The organism is Ensifer sp. ENS02, assembly GCF_014851885.1.
Taxonomy (GTDB): domain Bacteria; phylum Pseudomonadota; class Alphaproteobacteria; order Rhizobiales; family Rhizobiaceae; genus Ensifer; species Ensifer adhaerens.
On sequence record NZ_JACVAO010000001.1, the window covers coordinates 27,624 to 50,396 of the forward strand.

Genomic DNA, 22,773 nt, shown 5'->3' on the forward strand with positions numbered 1-22,773 from the left:
TCGAAGGGAGCAGAATTCCATGACAGTCAAGCGTATCGTCTCAAACCTCTACGCCCCGGACCCGCAAGTGGCGCGCGCCTTCTACGGCGACCTGCTTGAACTCGACGTGGTGATGGATCACGGCTGGATCCTGACCTTTGCCGCCGAGGGCAAGGCCGCGATGCCACAGGTGAGCATCGCCAGCGAGGGCGGCAACGATACGCCGGTGCCGGTGCTTTCGATCGAGGTGGACGATGTCGACCGGGCCTATCAGCGAGCCAAGGCCGCCGGTGTCGAGATCGTCTACGACATCACCAACGAGCCCTGGGGCGTGCGCCGTTTCTACATGCGCGACCCGTTCGGCAATATCGTCAACATCCTGGCGCACTGAGCAGTTCCAGGAAAAGTGCGCAGCGGTTTTCCGTCCGGAATTGCACCAGCCAAGCGAGCGAATTTCAGGAAAAGTGCGAAGCGGTTCTCCGTCCGGAATTGCGCCAGCCAAGCGAGCGAATTCCAGGAAGAGTGCGTAGCGGTTTTCCGTCTGGAATTGCGTCCTTGCAAACTCGCGAAGGATGCCGCCGGCTGGACCGGCGGCCTCTTGCATCAGGCGAGCGACAGCGCGTTTGAAAGATCGGCCACGAGGTCGTCGGGATGCTCGATACCGATCGACAGGCGGATGGTCGATTCCAGCACGCCGATGCGGTGGCGCACCTCGATCGGCACGCCGGAATGGGTCATCGCTGCCGGGTGGCTGGCGAGCGATTCCGTGCCGCCGAGGCTGACGGCGAGCTTGAAGATCTGCAGCGCATTGAGGAAGCGGAAGGCCGCCTCCTGGCCGCCAGCGATATCGAAGGAGAAGGTCGAGCCAGCGCCGGTGCACTGCGTCTTGAAAGTGCGGCCGACCGGCGTGTCCTCGCCGTGGAAGGGCAGGTAGTGGATACGCTCGACCTTCGGGTGGTCGTGCAGGAATTCGGCGACGATGCGGGCATTGTCGTCGGCCTTCTGCATGCGCACCGCCAGCGTTTCGAGCGAACGGCCGAGCATCCAGCAGGAATGCGGATCGAGCTGCGTGCCGATCGCACCGCGTAGCGCCTTCACCTGCTTCATCACCGCCTTGGAACCGAGCGCGGCGCCGGCGATCAGGTCGGAGTGACCACCGACATACTTGGTCAGCGAATAGAGCGAGATGTCGGCGCCGTGCTCGATCGGCCGCTGGAAGACGGGCCCAAGCAGCGTGTTGTCGCAGGCGACGATCGGGGTATGGCCCTGCTTCCTGCCGATCGCATCGGCAACGCGGCGGATCATGGCGACGTCGACGAGACTATTGGTCGGGTTCGCCGGCGTCTCGATCAGGATCACCGAGACCCGGCCCTTGGCCATCGCCTCTTCTGCGGCGGCGCTGACGGCCGCCTCGTTCACGCCATCGGCAAAACCGACGGCGGAAACGCCGAGATTGAGGAAGGTGCGGGCAAGCAGCGTCTCGGTGCCGCCATAGAGCGGCTGGCTGTGCAGCACCGCGTCGCCCGGCTTGACGAAGGCGAGCAGCGTCGTGGCGATCGCCGACATGCCCGACGAGAACAGTGCGCAGCTTTCGGTGCGCTCGTAGACGGCGAGACGGTCTTCGACGATCTCGCTGTTCGGGTGGTTGAAGCGCGAATAGACGAGGCCGGCGCCGACACCCGCCGGCGGTTCCTTCCGGCCGGAGACAAAGTCGAAGAAGTCGCGGCCCTCTTCGGCGGAGCGGAAGACGAAGGTGGAGGTCAGAAAGACCGGAGGTTTGACCGCGCCCTCCGACAGTTCCGGATCGTAGCCATAGTTCAGCATCTGCGTTTCAGGATGCAGCTTGTGGTTTCCGATGTGGGTTTTGGAGGGATGCGGTGCGGTCATGGCTTGTCTCCTCAAGCGAAGCGGACTCGACTGACAGGCAAATTATATCAGATGCTTGGACCGATCCTTGCTATTTCCGGCGGGATCGCCTTGAGTTGCGCAAAGATTTGGCTGAGTTGAGAAGATATGGCGCAGAAAATTGCCGACGAGACGGATCGCAGGATTTTGAAGGAACTGGTGGCGGATGCCCGCCTGACCAACAACGAGCTCGCCGAGCGGGTGGGGCTCTCGGCGTCGCCCTGTCTGCGTCGGCTACGGCGGCTGGAAGAGACCGGGGTCATCCGCGGCTATACGGCTTTGGTCGATCCCGCAGTCGACGGCTGGACGATGACGGCGATTGCGACCGTCACGCTCAGCCGCCAGCACGAAGACGAGATCGTCATGTTCGAAGAGGCGGTGCGCGGCTGGGACGAGGTGCTCGAATGCCATCTGGTGACCGGCTCGCGCGACTACGTGCTGAAGGTGATGAGCGCCGGCCTCGATCAGTACGAGCGTTTCATCAAGGAAAAGATCGCAAGGCTCAAATGCGTCGCCTCGATCGAGACGAGTTTCGTGATGAACACGATCAAGGAGCGGCGAGTCTAGCGCCAACCCCTCCATAAGCCTCTGAAGCGGTTCGATAATCGTCCATCCGGCTTTGAAACCATCAGGGATGCCCTAGATTCGAGTCAGGAGGGCGTCCCACACGCTCGGCGGGCGCCTTGCTCTCTCGGAGAGAGACGATGGATTTCGCAACAGCGCTCGATGCCGCTGCTTCCTGGCTGCAGACGGTCTTTTTGAACGAGTGGACCTATTATCAGCTCGCCATCATCGTCGCCGGCTACCTGGTCTGCGGCGCACTGGCGAAGCGGATAGAGCCGCGGGTCGAAGCCCGAGCCCGTCTGATCAAGGGCAATCCGGATCTCTTGCGGGTCATCATCGCCTTCATGCGGCGGCTGCGGTGGCTGTTTCTGATCGTCTGGCTCTGGATTGCCGACGGCATGATCCTGCGCTTTGGCTGGCCGTCCTATCGCTGGTTGGTGGCGACCGCGCTGACGCTGACGGCGGCGTGGTTCGTCATCTCGGTGCTCACACGCATCATCCGCAACCAGATGCTGGCGCGCGTCACCGCCGTCGTCGGCTGGATCTATTTTGCGCTCTATGCGGTCGGGCTCGACCGGGTGATCCTGACGACACTTGATGGCGTTGCCATCAATCTCGGTGCGGTTCGCCTGTCGCTGCTGCTCGTCCTGAAAGCCATCGTGCTCTCCGCCGCGCTGATCTGGCTTGCCGTTTTGATCGGCAATGTCTCGTCGCACTGGATCCAGCGGTCAGCGGACCTGACACCCTCCTTCAAGGTGCTGATCAGCAAGCTGGTCAAGATTGCACTGATTGGCTTTGCCGGCGCAATCGCGCTATCGGCCACCGGCATCGACCTGACGGCGCTGACGGTTTTCTCCGGGGCGGTCGGTGTCGGCATCGGTTTCGGTCTGCAGAAGGTGGTTTCCAACTTCATCTCCGGTATCATCATCCTGCTCGACAAATCCATCAAGCCGGGCGACACGATCACGCTCGGCGATACCTTCGGGTCCGTGCGCGACCTGCGCTCCCGCTTCGTCTCCGTCATCACCCGGGACGGCAAGGAATACCTCATTCCAAATGAGGACTTCATTTCGCAGCAGGTGGTGAACTGGTCGTTCTCCAGCGACTTCGTCCGCATCGAGGTCGATTTCGGCACCTCCTATGACAGCGACCCGCACGAGGTGGCGCGCATCGCCATCGAGACCGCCGCATCGCTGCCGCGGGTGGCGAGCAGCTACGCCCAGCCGGTGTGCTGGATGACGGGTTTCGGCGCCTCGTCGCTCGATTTCAAGCTGAGGTTCTGGATTTCCGATCCGAGCAACGGGCTCACCAACATTCGCGGGCAGGTGCTGATGGCGCTCTGGGATGCGTTCAAGGCGGCGGGCATTTCGATCCCGTTCCCGCACCGTGAAATCATCATGAAGACGCCGGTCGAGGTCACCCGGGTTTAGGGGCCGAAGTGCCCGTCGACCGGTTCGCGTCAGGGTCTCTTGCGGTTGTAAGCGATTGACTGGACACGCCGGGGAAGCGACATTGCCGGCGCCGGAACAGCCCGCAGTCGTTCCGGTGACCGTGCCAGCATCAGTGGGGACCCGACGCCATGGACCATCTTCAACAAACGCCGCTGTCGAGGTTGCCGATGCCGCGTTTTCTCTCGACGCTGCTGGCATCGTTCTCGACCACGGGGCTCATCGTCGGCGTCTTCTTCTTTGCCATGTCGCTGACGCCGAGCCTCATCCCGCGGCCCTATGTGGTGCAGGCGGTGATTTCGGGCCTGTCGCTTTCCGCCGGCTATGCGATCGGCGTACTGTTGCGCTGGCTGTGGTCCTTGCTCGACCTGCCGGAGATCCGCGGCCGCACAGGCCTTACGGTGAAGGTGCTAGCGGCGCTCGGCTGCACCGCGGTTGCGCTCGCCTTCCTCTGGAGGACCGCCTACTGGCAGAACACGGTGCGGCAGATCATGGGGCTCGACCCGGTCGAAAGTGCTGAGCCGTTCAAGCTCGGGCTGATCGCGGCCCTCGTGTTTGTCGCCATCGTGCTCATCGCGCGCCTGTTCCGCTTGACCTTCCGGTTTCTGACCCGCCGCTTCGAGCATGTGCTGACACGGCCGCTGGCGAAGGTCGCTGGCGTGGTCGCGGCGCTGGCGCTTTTCTGGTCTGCGGCCGATGGCGTTATCTTCCGGTATGCGCTGCATGCGGCCGACAGCTCGTTCCAGCGGTTGGACGCGCTGATCGATCCGGATGTCGCGCCGCCGACCGATCCGTTGAAGACCGGCAGCAACGCGTCGCTGATGACGTGGGACGAACTCGGCCGCCAGGGGCGCCAGTTCATCGCTTCCGGTCCGGCGGCGAAGGACATCGCCGGCTTCTTCGGCGGAGAGGCAAAAGAGCCATTGCGCGTCTATGCCGGCCTCAATTCGGCCGAGACCGCCAAGGAGCGGGCGAAGCTCGCGCTGGAGGAATTGAAGCGCGTCGGCGGCTTCGAGCGCACGAACCTTCTGATCGTGGTGCCGACCGGCACCGGCTGGATCGATCCGCCCGGCCTCGATTCGCTCGAATATCTGATGAAGGGCGATGTCGCCAGCGTCGCTGTGCAGTATTCCTATCTCACGAGCTGGCTGTCGCTGCTGGTCGAGCCGGAATATGGCGCGGAGACGGCCGATGCGCTCTTCGATGCGGTCTATGGCTACTGGACGACGTTGCCGAAGGACAGAAGGCCGAAGCTCTATCTCTATGGCCTCAGCCTCGGCTCGATGAACTCGCAAGGCTCGGTCGATCCCTTCGATATCATCAGCGATCCGTTCCAGGGCGCGCTCTGGGTCGGCTCGCCGTTCCCGACCAAGACCTGGCTGCAGATCACCCGAAACCGCAATCCGGGCTCGCCGGAGTGGCGGCCGCTTTATCGCGACGGCTCGGTGATCCGTTTCACCAATCAGGAGAATGCGCTGAACATCCCGGGCGCGACCTGGGGCAATGTCCGCATCGTCTATCTGCAATATGCCAGTGACCCGATCACCTTCTTCGATCCATACTCCTTCTACCGCGAGCCCGACTGGATGAAGGCGCCGCGCGGTGCCGACGTCTCTCCTGCGCTCAGATGGTTCCCCGTCGTCACCATGTTCCAGTTGCTTGCCGACATGGCGCTCGCAACGACCTCGCCGATCGGCTACGGCCATGTCTATGCGCCGGAGCACTATATCGACGCGTGGATGCAGGTGATGGCACCGGCTGATGTCAGCGAGGCGGACGCCGAGCGGCTGAAGGCGCTGCTCAAGGGCCGCTACTGAGCCTGCTTGTCGCCGGACCGCTCGCCACGCAGGTGCGCGGCGATCTGGTTGGCGAAGGCCTGGATCAGCGGCTCCTCCGCCTTTTCCGTCGGGCAGAGCAGATAGTAGCCGGCCGAGGCCGGTATCGCCGTCGGGAAGGGCTGGATCAGGCGTCCTTCGTAGAGATAGGAGCGTGTCAGCACGTCGGAGACGAGCGCGATGCCCTGGCCCTGTAGCGCCGAGGCGACGGCGATCGCGACCGATTGCACCCGCACGCTCCGGCTGCCTTCGAGCGAGATGCGCGAGGCGGCCGACCAGCGCGTCCATTCCCGGCCGTCATCCTCATGCAGCAGCGTGACGTCGCGCAGCTTCCGCTCGCGCAGCGGGCCCTCGAGCCGGGGGAAGAGGAGCGGCGAGCAGACCGTCCTGAGCTTCACGTCGCTGACTGCCTGCCACCACAGGCCGTCGAAGGGCGGATTGTCGTAGACGACGGCGAGATCGACATCGTCCCAGACGACGTCGCTGGCGCGGATGCAATTGCGCATCGAAAGATCGGTGACGCCGCGCGCACCCGCGAACTGTACGAGGAGGCCGGCCATCCAGGCAATCGCGAGCGCCGGGGGTAGGCCGACCGTCAGCTTGCGCTGGTGGCTTTCGAGCCGTCGGTCGGTGCCGTCCTCGACGGCGGCGGCAAGGTTGCCGATCGCGTGGGAAACCGTCTGCGCGAACTCGCGGCCGGCGGCCGTGAGCTTGATGTTGCGGCCGGATTTTTCAAGCAGCGTCAGGCCGGTCGTCTCCGAGAGCCGGCGCAGCTGCAGCGACACGGCGCCGGGACTCAAGCCCAGCTCATCCGCCGCCTGGCGCACGGAACCGATGCGCGCGACCGCCTCGAACGCCCGGATATAGGGCAGGAAATGCAACGCCTTCACGTGAGCCCTCCCGCTCTGATCGCGCCCCTCACGGCGTGAAATCGTTTAGCCAGACTGCACAATATCAAGCATAAAAAATCGCTATTCCCAATCGATTTTTGCTCCTATGAATCTGACCGGAGAGAGGGAGGACTACGATGATCGAGGCACAACCGTTTGATTTTCCTTATGATGGAAAGCTGGTTCCGGCGCAGACGGCGCTGATGGTGATCGATCTGCAGATCGACTTCTGCTCGCCCAACGGTTACTTCGCCTCGATGGGCTACGATCCGGCGCCGCTGGCCGCGATCGTGCCCGCGGTCAACCGGGTGATTGCGGCGGCACGGCAAGCCGGCTGCCTGATCATCCACACGCGCCAGGGCTACCGCGCCGATCTCGCCGACATGACGCCTTACGAGAAATGGCGGCGCAAGCGCTCGGGACTTGAGAACACGCAGGTGCTTTTGCGTTCCAGCCCCGGCTTCCAGTTGCTCCCGGAACTCGATGTCGCCGACACCGACGTCATCATCGACAAGACCTGCAACAGCTCCTTCACCTATACGGATCTCGAGCATGTCTTGAGATCCCAGGGCATCACCCACATGCTCTTTACCGGCTGCACCACGGACGTTTGCGTGCATACGACGCTGCGCGAAGCCTGCGACCGCAATTTCCAGTGCCTGACGATTTCGGACTGCTGCGCCAGCGGCGAGCAGTGGGCGCATGAGGCGGCGATCAACATGATCTCGATCGAGAACGGCATCTTCGGCACGGTCTCGACCAGTGATGCCGTAATTGCCGGACTGGCCAAGGCCGCCCGCTAGCGCTCTGGCACCGCGCAATTCCGGACGAAAAGCCGCTTCAGGCTTCTCCTGGAATTGCTCCAGGCGCGGTCCTCACATTTCCAAAGCCTTTTGCCAACCGTTCAACGGAATGATGCCCCATGCAAAGATACATCTCGCTGATGCGACTGACCTCGAAGGGACTGGCCGAGCTTGCCGATAGTGGCAGCCGGCGCAAGGTGAGCGAGGATCGGGTCGCAGCGCTCGGCGGCCGCTCGGTCGCCTTCTATGCCACGCTCGGGACCTATGACTTCGTCCAGGTTTTCGAGATGCCGGACAATGCGTCGATGATGCAATACGTGCTGACGGCGCGGCGCGACGGCTTTGTGGATCCGCTCATCCTTCCCGCCTTCGACAGCCAGACCTATGGCGACATCGTCGGCCGCGTTTCACCAGCACAATGAGGGGAATGAAGATGATCAGACTGGCATCCTGCGCAACCCTTCTGACGACCGCCGTGCTTTCGGCCGGCGCCGCACAGGCCGAGCCGCCGGCTTTCGCCGCCGATGGAGAGGTTGGCGTGTGCACCACCGCGGCCTTTCCGCCGCTCTCCTTCAAGGAACATCCGGCCGATGCGAAGCCGACCGGCATCGACATCGAGATCGCCGAAGCGTTGGCCGCGCAATGGAATGCGAAGGTGAACTACACCGTCACCGAATTCGCCGGCCTCTTGCCGACGCTCGGGGCAGGGCGCTGCGACGTCATCGTCAGCGGCATCTACATCAACGCCAAGCGGCGCGAGACCTATGACGGCGTGCCCTACATGAAATCGGCGACCGCCATGGTCACCAAAGCGGGCAGCGATACGATCAAGGCGCCGGAGGATCTCAGCGGCAAGGTCATCGCGCTCGAAGCCGGCGCCTACTACAAGGAAGAGCGGATCGGGCCCTTAAACGATGCGCTCGCGGCCAAGGGCCTGCCGCCGGTCGATGTGCAGGAATACCCGACCCAGCAGGCCGCCTACCAGCAGGTGCTCGTCGGCCGCGTCGATGCGACCGTGACGGAAGAGGCGGAGGGCGCCTATCGCGCGTCGCGCTCCGACGGCGCGCTCACGCTCCCCTATATCTGGGCCTCGGATTTCAAATACGGCATCTACAGCCGCCGTGACGGTGGCGATGCAGCCGCGGTGAAGGCAGGGCTGAAGGCGCTCAAGGAGAAGGGCTTCTTCGGCGATCTCGCCAGGAAGTACGGGCTCGATCCGGCTCTGTTCGACGTCGACTACGACTCCTGAGCGAAAGGAGGCGGGGCATGAACTTCGATACGAAACTGTTTTTCGATGCCCTGACCATGCCCGTCATGTTGCAGGGGGCGGGCATCGCCATCCTGCTGTCGATCCTGGTGCAGGCGGCGTCGTTCCTGCTCTGCCTGCCGCTGGCCGTCGCGCTCAATTCGATGGCGGCGGTCAGGCGCACAGCGGCGCAGGTCTATGTCTGGCTGTTTCGCTCGGCGCCGCTGATCCTCGTGCTCCTGATCGTCTGGAACGGCGCGCGCCGCAGCTTTTTCCGGGCTTGACGCGGGCGCCCTGGTACACGCCCTTCGTCGCTGCCTTCATCGCGTTTACGCTGGTCACGGCAGCCTACATGGCGGAGGCGATGCGCGGGGCGCTTGCGGCGATCGGCCAGGGGCAGACGGACGCCGCCCGCGCGCTTGGGCTCAATCGCTGGCAGACCTTCTTTCTGGTGGTCCTGCCGCAGGCGCTCAGGATCGTCATGCCGGTGCTGGTCAACGAATTCATCAACCTGATCAAGCTGACCTCGCTTGCCTATGTAATCTCGATGCGCGAGATCATGGCGGTCGTCAACGACGCGATCGCCTCCAGCTTCCGCTTCGTCGAGTGGTATTCGGCAGCGCTGGTCTACTATCTCGCGATCGTTTCGATCCTGATGTTTCTGCAGCGGCTGATCCAGCGGCGCATGGCTTAACCCGCTTCCGAATTCGGCACCGGCAGCGTCGCGAGCAGATCGGCCATGGCGGCGATGATCTTGCGGTGCTGGTGGGCGTGGCGGGTGCGCAGGCTGGTGGCGGCATAGACCGTCTGTGGGATGACGGGCGCGTCGTGGACGCGCGCGGCAAATCCATCGTCCGCCAGCCGCTCGGCCGTCGCTGCCGTCACGTAGGCCGATCCGCCGAGTGTGTGAAGCAGCCGGGTGATCGCCATGTTCTGGCCGGCGGCAAGCAGCGCTGCGGAGAGATGCGGCAGCGCCAGCCGGTGGGCGCGATCGAAGCCTGGCGAATAGCTTGAGCGGATGTAGCTCTCGGAGCGGATCTCGGCGAGCATCTGCGCCTCCGTGCTCACCATCACGTAATGCAGATCGCCGATCCTTTCGTAATAGAGATCGGGCAGGTAGTGGGGCGTGTAGAGGATCGCCAGATCCAGGTCGCCAGCGCCGAGATCGCGGTTCATCTGGTTGGAGTAGTCCGCCTCCATATAGATCTCGATGCCGGGCAGCTCCCGGCGGATCGTTGCCATCCATTCCCCGGCAAAGGCTTCCGCCAGATCATGCTGGACACCAAGCCGCATGGAGCGCTCCAGCGCGCCGGCATTGGTGACCGCGCGTGTGGCCTCATGCCATTGGTTTTGCAGGGCTTTTGCGTAATCTAGAAAGCGCAGGCCGGCGGCCGTCGGCACGGTGCCGCCCTTGTTGCGGGTAAAGAGCTTGCGGTTGAACTGCGCTTCCAGTGCCTTCACCCGATGTGAGACGGTCGACTGGGTGAGATTCAGGCGCTCGGCGGTGCGGTTGAAGGAGCGGCTCTCCATCAGGTCCAGGAAGGTTTCGATCAGCTCCACCTGCATGCCGTTCTCTCCCGCTGCAATCGCTCCAATCTAATCGAAAACATCGATCAATAAAGCCTGTTTCCGTTGCTTGATGGCGCCCGGCTTCACCGGCAAGAATTCGCCAAAACGAGGGAACAGTTGATGTCGAATTTGCCGTCGCACGCACGCGTCGTGATCATCGGTGGGGGAGCGATCGGGGCTTCCTCGCTTTACCATCTCGCCAAGGCCGGCTGGACCGACTGCGTGCTTCTGGAAAAGAACGAGCTGACGGCGGGCTCCACCTGGCATGCCGCCGGCAACGTGCCGACTTTCTCGTCCTCCTGGTCGATCATGAACATGCAGCGCTATTCGGCGTCGCTCTATCGTGACCTCGGCGCGCTCGTCGACTATCCGATGAACTATCACGTCACCGGCTCGATCCGGCTCGGCCACTCCAAGGAGCGGCTGCAGGAGTTCAAACGCGTCGTCGGCATGGGGCGCTACCAGGGCATGGATCTCGATATCCTGTCGCCCGACGAGATGCGCGCCCGCTATCCCTTCCTCCAAACCCACGAGCTGACCGGCGCGCTCTACGATCCCTATGACGGCGACATCGACCCGGCGCAGCTGACCCAGGCGCTCGCCAAGGGTGCGCGCGACATGGGCGCCAAGATCATCCGCTTCTGTCCGGTCACGGGCGCGCGCCGCGAAAACGACGAATGGGTCATCTCGACGCCGCAGGGCGAGATCCGCTGCGAATACGTCGTCAACGCCGCCGGCTATTATGCCCGCGAAGTCGGCAAGATGTTCGGCCGTGACGTGCCGATGATGGTGATGAGCCATCAGTATATCCTGTTCGACGAGATCCCGGAGCTTGCCGCCTGGTCGAAGGAGGCGGGCCACAAGCTGCCGCTGCTTCGTGACGTCGACAGCTCCTACTATCTCCGCCAGGAGAAGAACGGCATGAACCTCGGCCCCTACGAGCGCAACTGTCGCGCCCACTGGGTAACGCCTGACGATCCGATGCCGGAGGATTTTTCGTTCCAGCTCTTTCCGGACGATCTCGACCGGTTGGAATGGTACCTGAACGATGCCGTGGAGCGCGTGCCGATCCTCGGCACGGCCGGCCTTTCGCGGATCATCAATGGCCCGATCCCCTATGCACCCGACGGTAATCCGCTGATCGGCCCGATGCCGGGCGTGCCGAACGCCTTCGAAGCCTGCGTCTTCACTTTCGGTATCTGCCAGGCGGGTGGCGCCGGCAAGGTGCTCGCCGAATGGATCACCGAGGGCCAGACGGAGTGGGACATGTGGTCCTGCGATCCGCGCCGCTACACCGACTATACCGACCAGGATTATTGCATCGCCAAGGGCATGGAGATCTACGGCCACGAATACGCGATGCACTTTCCGAAGCATTACTGGCCAGCCGGGCGCGGCAAGAAGTTATCGCCGATCCACGACCGCATCGCCGCCCTCGGCGCCCACTTCAAGCCCTATAACGGCTGGGAGCGTGCGATGTGGTACGCCAAACCAGGCGACGACACCTCGGAAGAGGCGACGCAGACCTGGGGCCGCGAAGGGCCTTGGGCCAAGCGCATCGAAGAAGAGTGCCTGGCCGTGCGCGATGCCGCCGGCATACTCGACCTGCCGGGCTTCTCGCGCTTCCGGGTAAAGGGCGAGGGCGCGACCGCATGGCTCTCCGGCCTCATCACAGGCCGCGTGCCGAAGCCTGGGCGCATCGGCCTGGCCTATTTCGCCGACGACAAGGGCCGGATCGTTACCGAGATGTCGGTGATGATGCTCGACGAAGACTTCTTCTTCCTCATCACCGCCGCAACCGCGCAGTGGCACGATTTCGAATGGCTGATGAAGCACCGGCCGGCCGACGCCGCCTTCACCATCGACGACGTCACCAAGTCCTTCTCCTGCCAGATCCTGACCGGGCCGAAGTCGCGCGCGATCCTCGCCGAGGTCAGCGAAGCGGATCTCGCCAAGGGCTGGCTCACGCACCAGACGGCGCAGATCGCCGGGCGCTATTGCCAGCTCGTGCGCGTCTCCTTCGCCGGCGAACTCGGCTGGGAGATCCATACCAAGGTGGAGGATACGGCCGCCATCTTCGACGCCGTCTGGGCGGCCGGTCAGAAGCATGGCCTCAAACCCTTCGGCATGGAAGCGCTCGACAGTCTGCGCATCGAGAAGGGCTACCGCGCCTGGAAGGGCGATCTGTCGACCGACTACACCATCCTGCAGGGTGGGCTGGAGCGCTTCGTCGACTGGGGCAAGCCCGGCTTCAAGGGCAAGGCGGCGCTGGAGCGTGAGAAGCAGCAGGGCGTTTCAAAACGCTTCGTGACGCTGACCGTCGCCGCCGACGGCTGCGATGCGCCCTATATGTCGACGCTCTGGTCGGACGGCCAGGTTGTCGGCGAGACCACCTCGGGCAACTGGGGCTACCGCGTCGGCAAGTCGATCGCGCTCGGCATGCTGCGCGCCGATCTCGCCGTGCCCGGCAACGAGATCGAGGTCGAGATCTTCGGCGATCGCTTCAAGGCGACGGTCGAGGCCGACCAGCCGCTCTGGGATCCCTCCAATGAAAGACTGCGCGCATGAGCAAGCCCATTCCCTCGAAAGCCCGCGCAGTCATCATCGGTGGCGGCGTCTCCGGCTGTTCCGTCGCCTATCACCTCGCCAAGCTCGGCTGGACCGATGTGGTTCTGCTTGAGCGCAAGCAGCTTACCTCCGGTACCACCTGGCATGCGGCCGGCCTGATCGGTCAGCTTCGCGCCTCGCAGAACATGACGCGGCTCGCGAAATACTCGGCCGACCTCTACGTCAAGCTCGAGGCCGAAACCGGCATTTCCACCGGCATGCGCCAGAACGGCTCGATCACCGTGGCACTGACGGAGGAGCGCAGGCAAGAGATCTATCGCCAGGCGTCGCTGGCGCGTGCCTTCAATGTCGACGTGCGCGAGATCACGCCTGACGAAGTGAAGGCGATGTATCCGCACCTCAACACCTCGGATGTGAAGGCGGCGGTGCATCTGCCGCTCGATGGCCAGTGCGACCCGGCCAATATCGCCATGGCGCTCGCCAAGGGTGCCCGCCAGAACGGCGCGACGATCATCGAGGGTGTCAAGGTGACCTCCGTCCTGAAGAAGGACGGCCGGGTCACCGGCGTCACCTGCGAGCAGAACGGCGAGAGCTACACGATCGAGACCGATCATGTCGTCAACTGCGCGGGCATGTGGGGCCGCGAGTTTGCGCGGCAATCGGGCGTCACCGTGCCGCTGCATGCCTGCGAGCATTTCTACATCGTCACCGAGGCGATCCCCAACTTGACCCGCCTCCCGGTGCTGCGCGTGCCGGACGAATGCACCTATTACAAGGAGGATGCCGGCAAGATGCTGGTCGGCGCCTTCGAGCTCAAGGCCAAGCCCTGGGGAATGGACGGCATCCGCGAGGATTTCTGCTTCGACCAGTTGCCGGACGATTTCGACCACTTCGCGCCGATCCTCGAAATGGCGGTCAACCGCATGCCGATGCTGGAAACGGCTGGGATCCATACCTTCTTCAACGGCCCGGAGAGCTTTACGCCCGACGACCGCTACTATCTCGGCGAGGCGCCGGAGGTTAGGGGATACTGGGTCGCGGCCGGTTACAACTCGATCGGCATCGTTTCCTCGGGCGGCGCCGGCATGGCGCTCGCCCAATGGATGAATGACGGCGAGCCGCCCTTCGATCTCTGGGAGGTGGATATCCGCCGGGCGCAGCCGTTCCAGAAGAACCGCGCGTATTTGAAAGACCGCGTCTCGGAAACGCTCGGCCTGCTCTACGCCGACCATTTCCCCTATCGCCAGATGGCGACCGCGCGCGGGGTGCGCCGTTCGCCGCTGCACGAGCATCTGAAAGCCCGCGGCGCTGTCTTCGGTGAAGTCGCCGGATGGGAACGCGCCAACTGGTTTGCGAAGGAAGGCCAGGGGCGCGAGTACCGCTATTCATGGAAGCGCCAGAACTGGTTCGAGAACCAGAGGGACGAGCATCTTGCGGTGCGAAACGGCGTCGGCCTGTTCGACATGACCTCCTTCGGGAAGATCCGGGTTGAAGGGCGCGATGCGCTTTCCTTCCTGCAGCGGCTCTGCGCCAACGAGATGAACGTCGAGCCCGGCCGGATCGTCTATACCCAGATGCTCAACGCCCGCGGCGGCATCGAGAGCGACCTGACGGTGACGCGGCTGTCGGAAAGCGCCTTCCTGCTGGTCGTGCCCGGCGCCACGCTCCAGCGCGACCTCGCCTGGCTTCGCAAGCATCTGACGGACGAGTTCGTGGTGATCACCGATGTCGGCGCTGGCGAAAGTGTGCTCTGCGTCATGGGGCCGAAGGCGCGTGAGCTCATGCAGAAGGTGAGCCCGAACGATTTTTCCAACGCGGGGCATCCGTTCGGCACGGCGCGCGAGATCGAGGTCGGCATGGGCCTCGCCCGTGCCCACCGCGTCACCTATGTCGGCGAGCTCGGCTGGGAGCTCTATGTCTCGACCGACCAGACGGCGCATGTGTTCGAGGCGCTGGAGGCGGCGGGGCAGGACCTGGGCCTCAAGCTCTGCGGCATCCACACGCTGGATAGCTGCCGCATCGAAAAGGCCTTCCGCCATTTCGGCCACGACATCACCGACGAAGATCATGTGCTCGAAGCCGGGCTCGGCTTTGCGGTCAAGGCCGACAAGGGCGATTTCATCGGCCGCGAAGCGGTGCTCGCCAAGCACAATCGCGGGCTTTCGCGCCGGCTGGTGCAGTTTCGGCTCTCGGATCCCGAGCTGCTGCTCTTCCACAACGAGGCGATCGTTCGCGACGGCAAGATCGTCGGCACGATCACGTCAGGCAATTACGGCCACCACCTCGGCGGCGCCATCGGCCTCGGCTACGTGCCCTCGGAAGGCGAGAGCGCAGAGGAGGTGCTCGGATCAAGCTTCGAGATCGAGATCGCCGGAACGCGGGTGAAGGCGGAGGTGTCGTTGAAGCCGATGTACGACCCGCGGGCGGAGCGGGTGCGGATGTAGGCAGGCGTTTGGGTGGCGTGCCTGGCGCTTGAGACAGCCCCTCACCGCGCGGATGAGGGGCCTTTCGAGGCACAACGAAAATACGCGTGCCGGATCGCGGGTTTCCGGTCTTCTTTCTGGAGTTCAGTCCATGCTCGCATCGGAGCTTAAGGGTACGACAGTTGCGGGCGACCGCATCGATCAGCTGGTCGCCGGCCATCGTCCGGGCCATGGGCTTGCCCGCGCCTTCTACCTCGACCCGGAGATCTATGAACGGGACCTCGAGCGGGTTTTTCGGCGTCACTGGCATTGCGTCGCCCATGAAAGCGCGATCCCCAACGCCAATGATTTCGAGGTCTTCCGCATGGCGTCCGAGCAGGTGATCGTCACCCGTACGTCAAGCGGCGAGATCCATGCGATGCTCAATGTCTGCCGTCATCGCGGGGCCGAGGTCTGCACCAAAGACAAGGGCAATGCCCGTGCCTTCGTCTGTCCCTACCATGCCTGGACCTATGGCAATGATGGCGCGCTGAAGGCGGCGCGGCTGATGCCCAAGGACTTCAAGCGCGAGGACCACGGCCTGAAGAAGCTCAACGTGCGTGTCGTCGAAGGACTGATCTTCATCTCCTTTGCCGCCGAGCCGCTTGATTTCTCCGAAGTCGAGCGCCTGTTGCATGCGACCTGCGGCCAGTATGGCTGGGGATCGGCGAAGATCGCCCATCGTCAGAGCTATGCGATCGACGCCAACTGGAAGCTTGCGGTCGAAAACTATGTCGAGTGCTACCATTGCGGGCCGGCGCATCCGGAATATTCCGAAACCCATGCGCTGGAACAGCCGCTGCACCTGATCGAGGAACTGAACGCCAGGATGGAGGCGCGCACCTGCGCGCTCGGCATCGAGGTCGCCTCCGGCAATCACTGGCAGAATTCCACCGGCGGCAAGGAGACCATTCATGCCTTCCGCTACGCGCTCTATGATGGCGTCCAGACCGGCAGCAAGGACGGGCAGGCGCTGAGCACGCTGATGGGCCGCTTCACCGATTTCGACGGCGGCGTCACCTCGATCCATCTGGGCGGCACCACCTTCCTCGTCTGCTATCCGGACCACGGCATGATCTACCGCTTCATCCCAAAGACGGCCGAAACCTCGGAGATGGAGCTGATCTGGCTCGTCGACGGCAAGGCCGAGGAGGGGCGCGACTACGATCTGGAAAAGCTCACCTGGCTCTGGAAGGTGACGACCGACGAGGACAAGGCGATCATCGAGCACACGTCGCGCGGCGTGCGTTCGCACTACTTTGTGCCAGGCCCAATCGCGCCGATGGAGCAGAACGAGCTGCGCTACATCAACTGGTATCTCGACGAGATCAGCCGGCCGGCCTGAGCGGCAAGCTGCAGGCAAATCGCGTCGCCGGTGCAAGCGTGCCGGCGACGCATTTCGTTTGCCTAGTCCCGCCGGTTGAAATGCGTCCTCAGCGCCACATGCGTCTGCACCGTCGCGACGCCCGGGATGATCGATATCTGGCGGCGGATGGTGTCGAGATCGCCGTTGGAGGCGCACTCGACCAGCACCATCAGGTCGGTGGCGCCGGCGAGCGACCAGCAGGTGACGATCGGCGGCATGGCCGAGAGATGCGGCACGATATGGTCGCAGTTCTTGCCGGGCTGGAAAGTGATCGCGATCAGCGATTTGACGGTCGGGCTCTGGTCTTCGATGCCGAGGCGGATGGTGTAGCCGGCAATCACGCCCTTGGATTCCAGCCGTCGCAGCCGGTCATGGGCCGCGCTGCGCGAAAGGCCGCTGTGGCGGGCCAGTGCCACCAGGCTCTGGCGCGAATCCTGCCTGAGCGCTGCCAAAAGCAGGCGATCCTTTTCATCGATTTCCGTCAAAACGTCGCCTCCTTGTCGCCATTTCCGGACATATGTCCGGTCAGGCGTCACCATGTCCAGTGAAATCGGACGATAGGCAAGATAGCGTCTCCCTACAACCAAGGAGCCTTGCCATGCCCAAAATGAGTGTCCCCGACAACGCCGTGCTGCTGCCGATCGACATGCAGCAGGCCTTTGACAGCGCCCCCTGGCCGCGCCGCTGGAATGAGGCGGTCGACAGCAACGGCCTTGCGCTTCTTGCCGTCTGGCGGGCAAGCGGCCGACCAGTCATTCACGTGCGCCACGACAGCGTCATGCCCGGCTCGACGCTTTCCCTCGGCTCGCCCGGCAACGGCTTCCGGCCGGGCTTCGGACCGATGGGAGACGAGGCACTCGTCACCAAGGGCGTCAACGCCGCCTTTATCGGTACCGACCTCGACTTGCGCCTGCGTCGTCTCGGCGTCGAGACGGTCGTCGCCTTCGGCATTTCTACCGACATGTGCGTCTCGACCTCGGTGCGCGTCGGCGCCAATCTCGGCTACCGCATGATCCTCGTCGAGGATGCCTGCGATTGTTTCGACCAGCCGGACGGCGAAGGCGGAGTGATCTCGGCGCGGGAAATCCACCGCGCCCACGTGGCGACCTTGCGGGCGGAATTTGCCGAGGTGTTGTCGACGGCGAAGCTCGTCGAGGCGTTGCAGCGACCGGCAGCGGCTTGACGGTCGGGCGCGGGCAGACGGGGCTACCGTTCAGGTGCTTCCGCTCCCGCGCCGCCGACTACCGGTTGGCGCCGCGGACTTCCTGGATCTCGGTCGTCCATTTCGGCGCCGTCAGGCTTTCGCCCTCGCGGTTGGGGAAGGTGAGGAAGGTTTCGAACGAACGGCTCTGGCCCGCCGGCACGCGGGCGAGGATGAGTGCGGTGTCGTTGCCGATCGTCTCGCAATTGCCGTCAGGGCAGTTTTCGAGCGTTACCGCGAGGCGGAAATATTCGAGCAGTTGCGGCCCTTTGTTCGTCACCGTGCCGCGCAGCCGGAAGCTTCTCTCCGGCTGGCTCTGTTCGAAGGTCAGGCCTTCGAGGGCAACGTCGGCGGCCGTGAGGCCGGCCGGTTGGGTCGTCTCAACGGGCGGGGGCGCGGCCGGCGTGCGACCGTCGCGGTCGGCAAACCAGATGATGAAGGCGACGAGCAGGCCGAGCGCCACGGCGACGGAGAGGATCGGTTCGGCCCAATGACGAAAGCGGCTGAAGCGCGCTGCCAGATACACCACGACAAGACCCAGCGGTAACGCGATCAACCATAGCATCAAGATCCTCCTCAACCCCGCATCATTCCTTGGTCCGGAATCGACGCAACAGAGAAATCGTGCAGCCGATCAACGTGTTACAGCGACGCTCGCCTTTTGGAACGGCGCGCTACACCACCTGGCCTTTATATAGGGTGGGCGCCGACTGGCAACACGCCGGGGCGTCGGACGAAAGGAAGCACCCTGACGAATTGGTGAACACGCGTGACGATGCCGTGTGGGTCCGCGCTCGCGTGTGCAGGGCGTCTCCCTATCTGGCGGGTGTCAGGTCCACCCAGTAGGTGCCCTCGAACGGCACCGCGGCGAAGCGGGCGTTGATCTCGGCAAGGCTCTTCTGGGGGTCGAGATCGCCAAACAGATCCGGCCGGATCCAGGTGGCGAAGGCTTCGGCGGCGACGATGTTGAGCGGGATCGCATTGAAGAAGTTCCAGAGACCGTGCACGCGCTTTTCCTCGACGGCGCGGATGGTCTTCAGCGCCGGCGCCTCGATGGTGCGGGACAGCGTCTCGCGCGCTTCGTCTTCGCTGACGCCGGGGCCGATCGAGAGCGTGCCGTATTTGCCGCCGGGCGAGGAGGTGGCGATATAGATTTCCGGATTGGCGGCCATGATCGCCTCGGCGTTGACGGTGCCGCCCGGCCGCGGCAGCACGCCTTCGGCAAAATTGCGGCCGCCGGCCACCGTCAGGAATTCGCCGAGACCGCCGGTGCCATAGGCCCAGCAACAGCGGTCGGGTTGGGGGAAGGCGTCCATCAGCACCAGCGGGCGCGGTTCCGGCTTGGCGGCGATGCGGTCGCGGATCAGCTTGAGCTTGTCCTCGTAGAACCGGGCGAAAGCTTCTGCCTGTTCGTCCCGTTCGAGGATGCGGCCGAGCAGACGCATCATGCGCGGCGTGCCGGTCAGCGCGTCGTTGTTGAAATCGACCACCACCACGGGCACGCCGATGCCGGTCAGATACTCGATGGCGCGCCTGCCGGAGTCGGTGTCGGATTGCCAGTTATTGAGCAGCGCGAGATCGGCCTTCACCGTCAGCAGCGTCTCGAAGGAGAGGCCCGGGCCGGTGCCATCGTCGATCTGCGGCACGTCGGCGATATCAGGAAACTTACGCCGGAAGCTCTCGTAGATCTCGGGGTTGTCGGTCTTCATGTCGCCGGACCAGGCCGCAAGCAGGCTGACGGGATCGGGATGGATGAGCGACAGGGCGACGAGATTGAAGCCGCTTCCAAGCAGGATCGCCTTCGGCTTTGCCGGTATCGTCACCTCGCGGCCGACCGCATCGGTGACGGTCATCGGCCAGTTGCTTTCGGCGCGGGCGGAGACAGCAAAGAGCAGGGCGGTGATGAAAACGAGCGTCAGCCGCAGGGCGGCCGGGAAGAGGAAGCGGGAAGACAAAACCTATTGGTTCCTTTGGCTTGGGAGGGCGCAGAGGCTGCCGCAGCTCGGGACGCCGGGCAGCAGATAGCGCAGGCAGCAGATCTTGCGCCGGCAGACACGGGCGCCATCTTCCTCCTCGTGCCGCAGGCAATCGAAGAAGGGATTGGGTGTGCCGTCCGGCAGGGACTTGCTGCCGATCAGCGCGTCGGCTTGCGCGTTCAGCGGCTCGATGCCGGAGGCGCGCAGCGCATAGTCGATATAGACGAGCGCATTGTTCCAGGCGAGCTTCGGGGCTATGCCGCCGACGGACTTGAGATAACTGACGACCTCACGCAGATGCCCCTGCATCAGGGGGGCAAGCGTGGCGAAAACGTCGCTATCGTCCGCTTTCTGCCAGTCGCCCGGTGTGGCGACACCGAAGGTTCGCGGCAGGCCATCCTCGGCGAGCGCCACCTTCATCTGATCGAAGGCGACGGGCAGCACCTGATCGTCAAGCACGCGCGCGACGAGATAGGGAATGGTGAGGCTCGAAAAATAGTAGAGCGACCACATGGAGGCGACGGCACGGCGGTCGCTGGCGCCGGATTTCTCCGTGTAGATATCGAGCGCGCGGTCGAAGGCGCCGGAGGCAAAGAAGTCCGGCAGCGCCATGCCGTCGGAAAGCTCGTCCGAGAGCACCATCTTCTCATTGCACCAGGCATGGGTGCCGGCAAAGGCGGCCGACAGCGCCTTGGGGCCGCCTGTCGCGACGACCGGTTCGGACACGGCCGCCGTCAAGACGTCACCCGCGCGCGGGTAAGCCCGATCGGTAATGGAGCCTTGGAAGAACGCCGTCCTGCAAGCATGCGATACCTTCTGAGCGTGGTCAGAAACTCATAAGGTGATCGTGTTACTCAAGATTTTTTCCGGTGCAAGTCATTTATGAGTTTTGTATTCATGATTTGAAGCCAAGAGACGATGGCCGGAAGCCGAAGCCTGCGGCCATCGAAGCGGCGAAACCGCCGCTCGGCTCGCCTACTGCATCAGACCGAGCTGCTTGTAAAAGCCGAGCGCGTCGTAATAGTCGTTCTGGGCGGCGATCTTGCCATCCTTGACGGTGAAGACCGAGGCGCCGGTGAACTTGAAGCTCTTGTTGGTCGCGGCCGTGCCGTCGGCCCAGGCGCCCGAATTGGTGCCGGAGAACTCCCATTCGAAGGAGACCTTGTCGCCGCTAGCGATCGGATCACCCTTCATGGTCCAGACGGCATCAGGCACCGCGTTCAGGAAATTGTCGATGACGCCGGTCTTGGCGGCATCCTTGCCGGTGACCGGCTTGCCGACCGACGCGTCGTAATAGGTGACGTCATCGGCGAAGTAGGATGCGGCCTTGCTCGAGTCATGGGCATTCCAGGCCGCGACATAGGCCGCGACCACATCCGGCGCCGCGTCGGCGGCAAACGCCGCCGGCGTGAGCACGAGGGCGCTGAGGCCGAGGGCTCCAGCGGCAACAAGCAATTGACGACGGTACATCGCAAACTCCTCCCGTTTGTTTCGTTTGCATGCATTCTCCGCGCCCGGGGCGGTGAGCCTCAGCCGTGGTTGATCATGATGTGGCGAACGGCGGTGTAGTCCTCGAGCGCGTAGACCGACATGTCCTTGCCGTAGCCCGACTGCTTGATACCGCCATGCGGCATCTCGTTGGTCAGCATGAAGTGGGTGTTGATCCAGGTGCAGCCGTATTGCAGGCGGGAGGCGGCCTTCATCGCCCGGGAAATGTCCTTGGTCCAGACGGAGGAGGCGAGGCCATAGTCGCTGTCGTTGGCCCAGGCGACGGCATCGTCCTTGCCGGTGAAGCGGGTAACGGAGACGACGGGGCCGAAGACTTCGCGGCGCACGATCTCGTCTTCCTGCGTGGCGCCGGCCACAACCGTCGGCTGGAAAAAGAAGCCGTCCGAGCTGCCGGCGGCACCGCCGGTGGTGATCTCGATGTGCTTCTGGTCGGCGGCGCGCTCGACGAAGCTCGCAACGCGATCGCGCTGGCGGCGCGAGATCAGCGGGCCGATCTCGTTTTCGGTGTCGTCGGCGAGGTTGTAGCGGATGGTCGAGACGGCCGAGGAGAGGTCGGCGACCAGCTTCTCGTAGATACCGGCTTCGGCATAGATGCGGCAGGCGGCGGTGCAGTCCTGGCCGGCATTGTAATAGCCGAAGGTGCGGATGCCGTTGACCACCGCTTCGAGGTCGGCGTCGTCATAGACGATGACCGGGGCCTTGCCGCCGAGCTCCAGATGGGTGCGTTTCACGGTCTTGGCGGCCGCCGCCAGCACTTTCTTGCCGGTGGCGATATCGCCGGTGATCGAGACCATCGAAATCTTCGGATGGTTGATCAGCGCATTGCCGACGGTTTCGCCGCGGCCGCTGACAACATTGACCACGCCTTCCGGCAGGATGTCGGCAAGCACCCGCGCGAGCTTCAGCGCCGTCAGCGGCGTCTGTTCGGATGGCTTGAAGACGACGGTGTTGCCGCCGGCGATCGCCGGCGCCAGCTTCCAGGCCATCATCATCAGCGGATAGTTCCACGGCGCGATCGAGCCGACGATGCCGATCGGATCGCGGCGGATCATCGAGGTGTGGCCGGGCAGGTATTCGCCTGCGGTCGGGGCGTGCAGGTTGCGCACGGCGCCGGCAAAGAAACGCCAGCAGTCGATGATAGCGGGCAGCTCATCATTCTTGACCGCATTGATCGGCTTGCCGCAGTTGAGCGCCTCGAGCGCTGCAAAGCCGTCCGCATCCTTCTCGATCGCATCGGCGATCTTCAAGAGATAGTTGGAGCGTTCGGCCGGTGTCGTCTGCGACCAGCTGGTGAAGGCGCTTTCAGCAGCGTCGACGGCCGCCTCGACCTGGGCATGCGAGGCTTCCGGCAGATCGACGATCTTGCCGCCCGTCCGCGGGTTCAGGATGTGTTCGTCGGCCTCGGTGCCGGCCTCGAAGCGCGATCCGATCAGCAGTTGGGTGTCCATGTCT

The 22,773-nt window shown here is 63.8% G+C and carries 22 protein-coding genes; 13 read left to right on the plus strand and 9 right to left on the minus strand.

Annotated features, from left to right (window positions below; genetic code table 11):
• Window positions 1–19 precede the first annotated feature (19 nt).
• Entirely contained in the window at window positions 20–370 is a 351-nt protein-coding gene (locus IB262_RS00185) for a VOC family protein (protein WP_034792008.1), read from the plus strand.
• A 212-nt stretch (window positions 371–582) separates the two neighbouring features.
• Here IB262_RS00185 and IB262_RS00190 read toward each other — a convergent pair whose 3' ends face one another.
• On the minus strand, window positions 583–1,866 hold the full coding sequence (locus IB262_RS00190; protein ID WP_034792023.1) for a cystathionine gamma-synthase family protein: 1,284 nt from the start codon (window positions 1,864–1,866) through the stop codon (window positions 583–585).
• Window positions 1,867–1,992: 126 nt separating this feature from the next.
• Between IB262_RS00190 and IB262_RS00195 the strand changes: the two genes are divergently transcribed.
• From IB262_RS00195 to IB262_RS00205, 3 genes are all read left to right on the plus strand, one after another.
• Window positions 1,993–2,451, plus strand: a complete 459-nt coding sequence (locus IB262_RS00195; RefSeq protein WP_034792047.1) for an Lrp/AsnC family transcriptional regulator — start codon at window positions 1,993–1,995, stop codon at window positions 2,449–2,451.
• A gap of 137 nt (window positions 2,452–2,588) precedes the next feature.
• Window positions 2,589–3,878, plus strand: coding sequence for a mechanosensitive ion channel domain-containing protein (locus IB262_RS00200; RefSeq protein WP_060515860.1), 1,290 nt, complete (start codon window positions 2,589–2,591; stop codon window positions 3,876–3,878).
• A 149-nt stretch (window positions 3,879–4,027) separates the two neighbouring features.
• Window positions 4,028–5,713 carry an alpha/beta-hydrolase family protein gene (locus IB262_RS00205; protein WP_112974975.1) on the plus strand — a complete coding sequence of 562 codons (1,686 nt, stop codon included), beginning with the start codon at window positions 4,028–4,030 and terminating at the stop codon, window positions 5,711–5,713.
• Here the strand turns inward: IB262_RS00205 and IB262_RS00210 are convergent.
• The gene (locus IB262_RS00210; protein ID WP_060605667.1) at window positions 5,707–6,621 is read right to left on the minus strand and encodes a LysR substrate-binding domain-containing protein; all 915 of its coding nucleotides are present in this window, start codon (window positions 6,619–6,621) and stop codon (window positions 5,707–5,709) included. The two genes, IB262_RS00205 and IB262_RS00210, sit on opposite strands and share 7 nt — an antisense overlap.
• A gap of 137 nt (window positions 6,622–6,758) precedes the next feature.
• On the opposite strand from IB262_RS00210, the gene IB262_RS00215 reads away from it, so the two are divergent.
• The 5 genes from IB262_RS00215 (at window position 6,759) to IB262_RS00235 (ending at window position 9,364) form a co-directional block, all read left to right on the plus strand.
• Complete coding sequence (locus IB262_RS00215) at window positions 6,759–7,424, plus strand: isochorismatase family cysteine hydrolase (RefSeq protein ID WP_112974974.1); 666 nt, start codon at window positions 6,759–6,761, stop codon at window positions 7,422–7,424.
• Window positions 7,425–7,543: 119 nt separating this feature from the next.
• The gene (locus IB262_RS00220; RefSeq protein ID WP_034792064.1) at window positions 7,544–7,846 is read left to right on the plus strand and encodes a GYD domain-containing protein; all 303 of its coding nucleotides are present in this window, start codon (window positions 7,544–7,546) and stop codon (window positions 7,844–7,846) included.
• Window positions 7,847–7,857: 11 nt separating this feature from the next.
• Window positions 7,858–8,673: a transporter substrate-binding domain-containing protein gene (locus tag IB262_RS00225; RefSeq protein ID WP_162728678.1), complete on the plus strand. Its 816-nt coding sequence runs from the start codon at window positions 7,858–7,860 to the stop codon at window positions 8,671–8,673.
• 17 nt (window positions 8,674–8,690) lie between these two features.
• Complete coding sequence (locus tag IB262_RS00230) at window positions 8,691–8,954, plus strand: hypothetical protein (RefSeq protein WP_162728677.1); 264 nt, start codon at window positions 8,691–8,693, stop codon at window positions 8,952–8,954.
• Window positions 8,951–9,364, plus strand: coding sequence for an ABC transporter permease subunit (locus IB262_RS00235; RefSeq protein ID WP_162728676.1), 414 nt, complete (start codon window positions 8,951–8,953; stop codon window positions 9,362–9,364). The genes IB262_RS00230 and IB262_RS00235 overlap by 4 nt, the downstream gene beginning before the upstream one ends.
• Here IB262_RS00235 and IB262_RS00240 read toward each other — a convergent pair.
• The gene (locus IB262_RS00240; protein WP_060582602.1) at window positions 9,361–10,236 is read right to left on the minus strand and encodes a LysR family transcriptional regulator; all 876 of its coding nucleotides are present in this window, start codon (window positions 10,234–10,236) and stop codon (window positions 9,361–9,363) included. The genes IB262_RS00235 and IB262_RS00240 overlap by 4 nt on opposite strands.
• Window positions 10,237–10,359: 123 nt before the next feature.
• Between IB262_RS00240 and IB262_RS00245 the strand changes: the two genes are divergently transcribed.
• The 3 genes from IB262_RS00245 (at window position 10,360) to IB262_RS00255 (ending at window position 16,614) form a co-directional block, all read left to right on the plus strand.
• Entirely contained in the window at window positions 10,360–12,807 is a 2,448-nt protein-coding gene (locus tag IB262_RS00245) for an FAD-dependent oxidoreductase (protein WP_112974971.1), read from the plus strand.
• The gene (locus tag IB262_RS00250; protein WP_112974970.1) at window positions 12,804–15,251 is read left to right on the plus strand and encodes an FAD-dependent oxidoreductase; all 2,448 of its coding nucleotides are present in this window, start codon (window positions 12,804–12,806) and stop codon (window positions 15,249–15,251) included. The genes IB262_RS00245 and IB262_RS00250 overlap by 4 nt, the downstream gene beginning before the upstream one ends.
• A 130-nt stretch (window positions 15,252–15,381) precedes the next feature.
• On the plus strand, window positions 15,382–16,614 hold the full coding sequence (locus IB262_RS00255; RefSeq protein ID WP_112974969.1) for an aromatic ring-hydroxylating dioxygenase subunit alpha: 1,233 nt from the start codon (window positions 15,382–15,384) through the stop codon (window positions 16,612–16,614).
• Between the two features lie 62 nt (window positions 16,615–16,676).
• On the opposite strand, the gene IB262_RS00260 is transcribed toward IB262_RS00255, so the two are convergent.
• Window positions 16,677–17,120 carry an Lrp/AsnC family transcriptional regulator gene (locus IB262_RS00260; protein ID WP_226020607.1) on the minus strand — a complete coding sequence of 148 codons (444 nt, stop codon included), beginning with the start codon at window positions 17,118–17,120 and terminating at the stop codon, window positions 16,677–16,679.
• A 113-nt stretch (window positions 17,121–17,233) separates the two neighbouring features.
• On the opposite strand from IB262_RS00260, the gene IB262_RS00265 reads away from it, so the two are divergent.
• The gene (locus IB262_RS00265) at window positions 17,234–17,818 is read left to right on the plus strand and encodes a cysteine hydrolase family protein (RefSeq protein WP_112974968.1); all 585 of its coding nucleotides are present in this window, start codon (window positions 17,234–17,236) and stop codon (window positions 17,816–17,818) included.
• A 58-nt stretch (window positions 17,819–17,876) separates the two neighbouring features.
• Here IB262_RS00265 and IB262_RS00270 read toward each other — a convergent pair whose 3' ends face one another.
• The 5 genes from IB262_RS00270 to IB262_RS00290 form a co-directional block, all read right to left on the minus strand.
• Window positions 17,877–18,401: a hypothetical protein gene (locus IB262_RS00270; RefSeq protein WP_060515871.1), complete on the minus strand. Its 525-nt coding sequence runs from the start codon at window positions 18,399–18,401 to the stop codon at window positions 17,877–17,879.
• Between the two features lie 250 nt (window positions 18,402–18,651).
• A complete protein-coding gene (locus tag IB262_RS00275; protein WP_246802564.1) occupies window positions 18,652–19,761 on the minus strand; it encodes an ABC transporter substrate-binding protein in 1,110 nt (369 codons plus the stop codon).
• A gap of 33 nt (window positions 19,762–19,794) precedes the next feature.
• Window positions 19,795–20,454 (minus strand): siderophore-iron reductase FhuF, encoded by a 660-nt coding sequence (gene fhuF / locus IB262_RS00280; RefSeq protein ID WP_112771210.1) that lies wholly within the window; start codon window positions 20,452–20,454, stop codon window positions 19,795–19,797.
• Between the two features lie 333 nt (window positions 20,455–20,787).
• Window positions 20,788–21,282, minus strand: coding sequence for a nuclear transport factor 2 family protein (locus IB262_RS00285; RefSeq protein WP_060515873.1), 495 nt, complete (start codon window positions 21,280–21,282; stop codon window positions 20,788–20,790).
• A 59-nt stretch (window positions 21,283–21,341) separates the two neighbouring features.
• Window positions 21,342–22,769, minus strand: coding sequence for a gamma-aminobutyraldehyde dehydrogenase (locus IB262_RS00290; RefSeq protein WP_192493344.1), 1,428 nt, complete (start codon window positions 22,767–22,769; stop codon window positions 21,342–21,344).
• Window positions 22,770–22,773 lie beyond the last annotated feature (4 nt).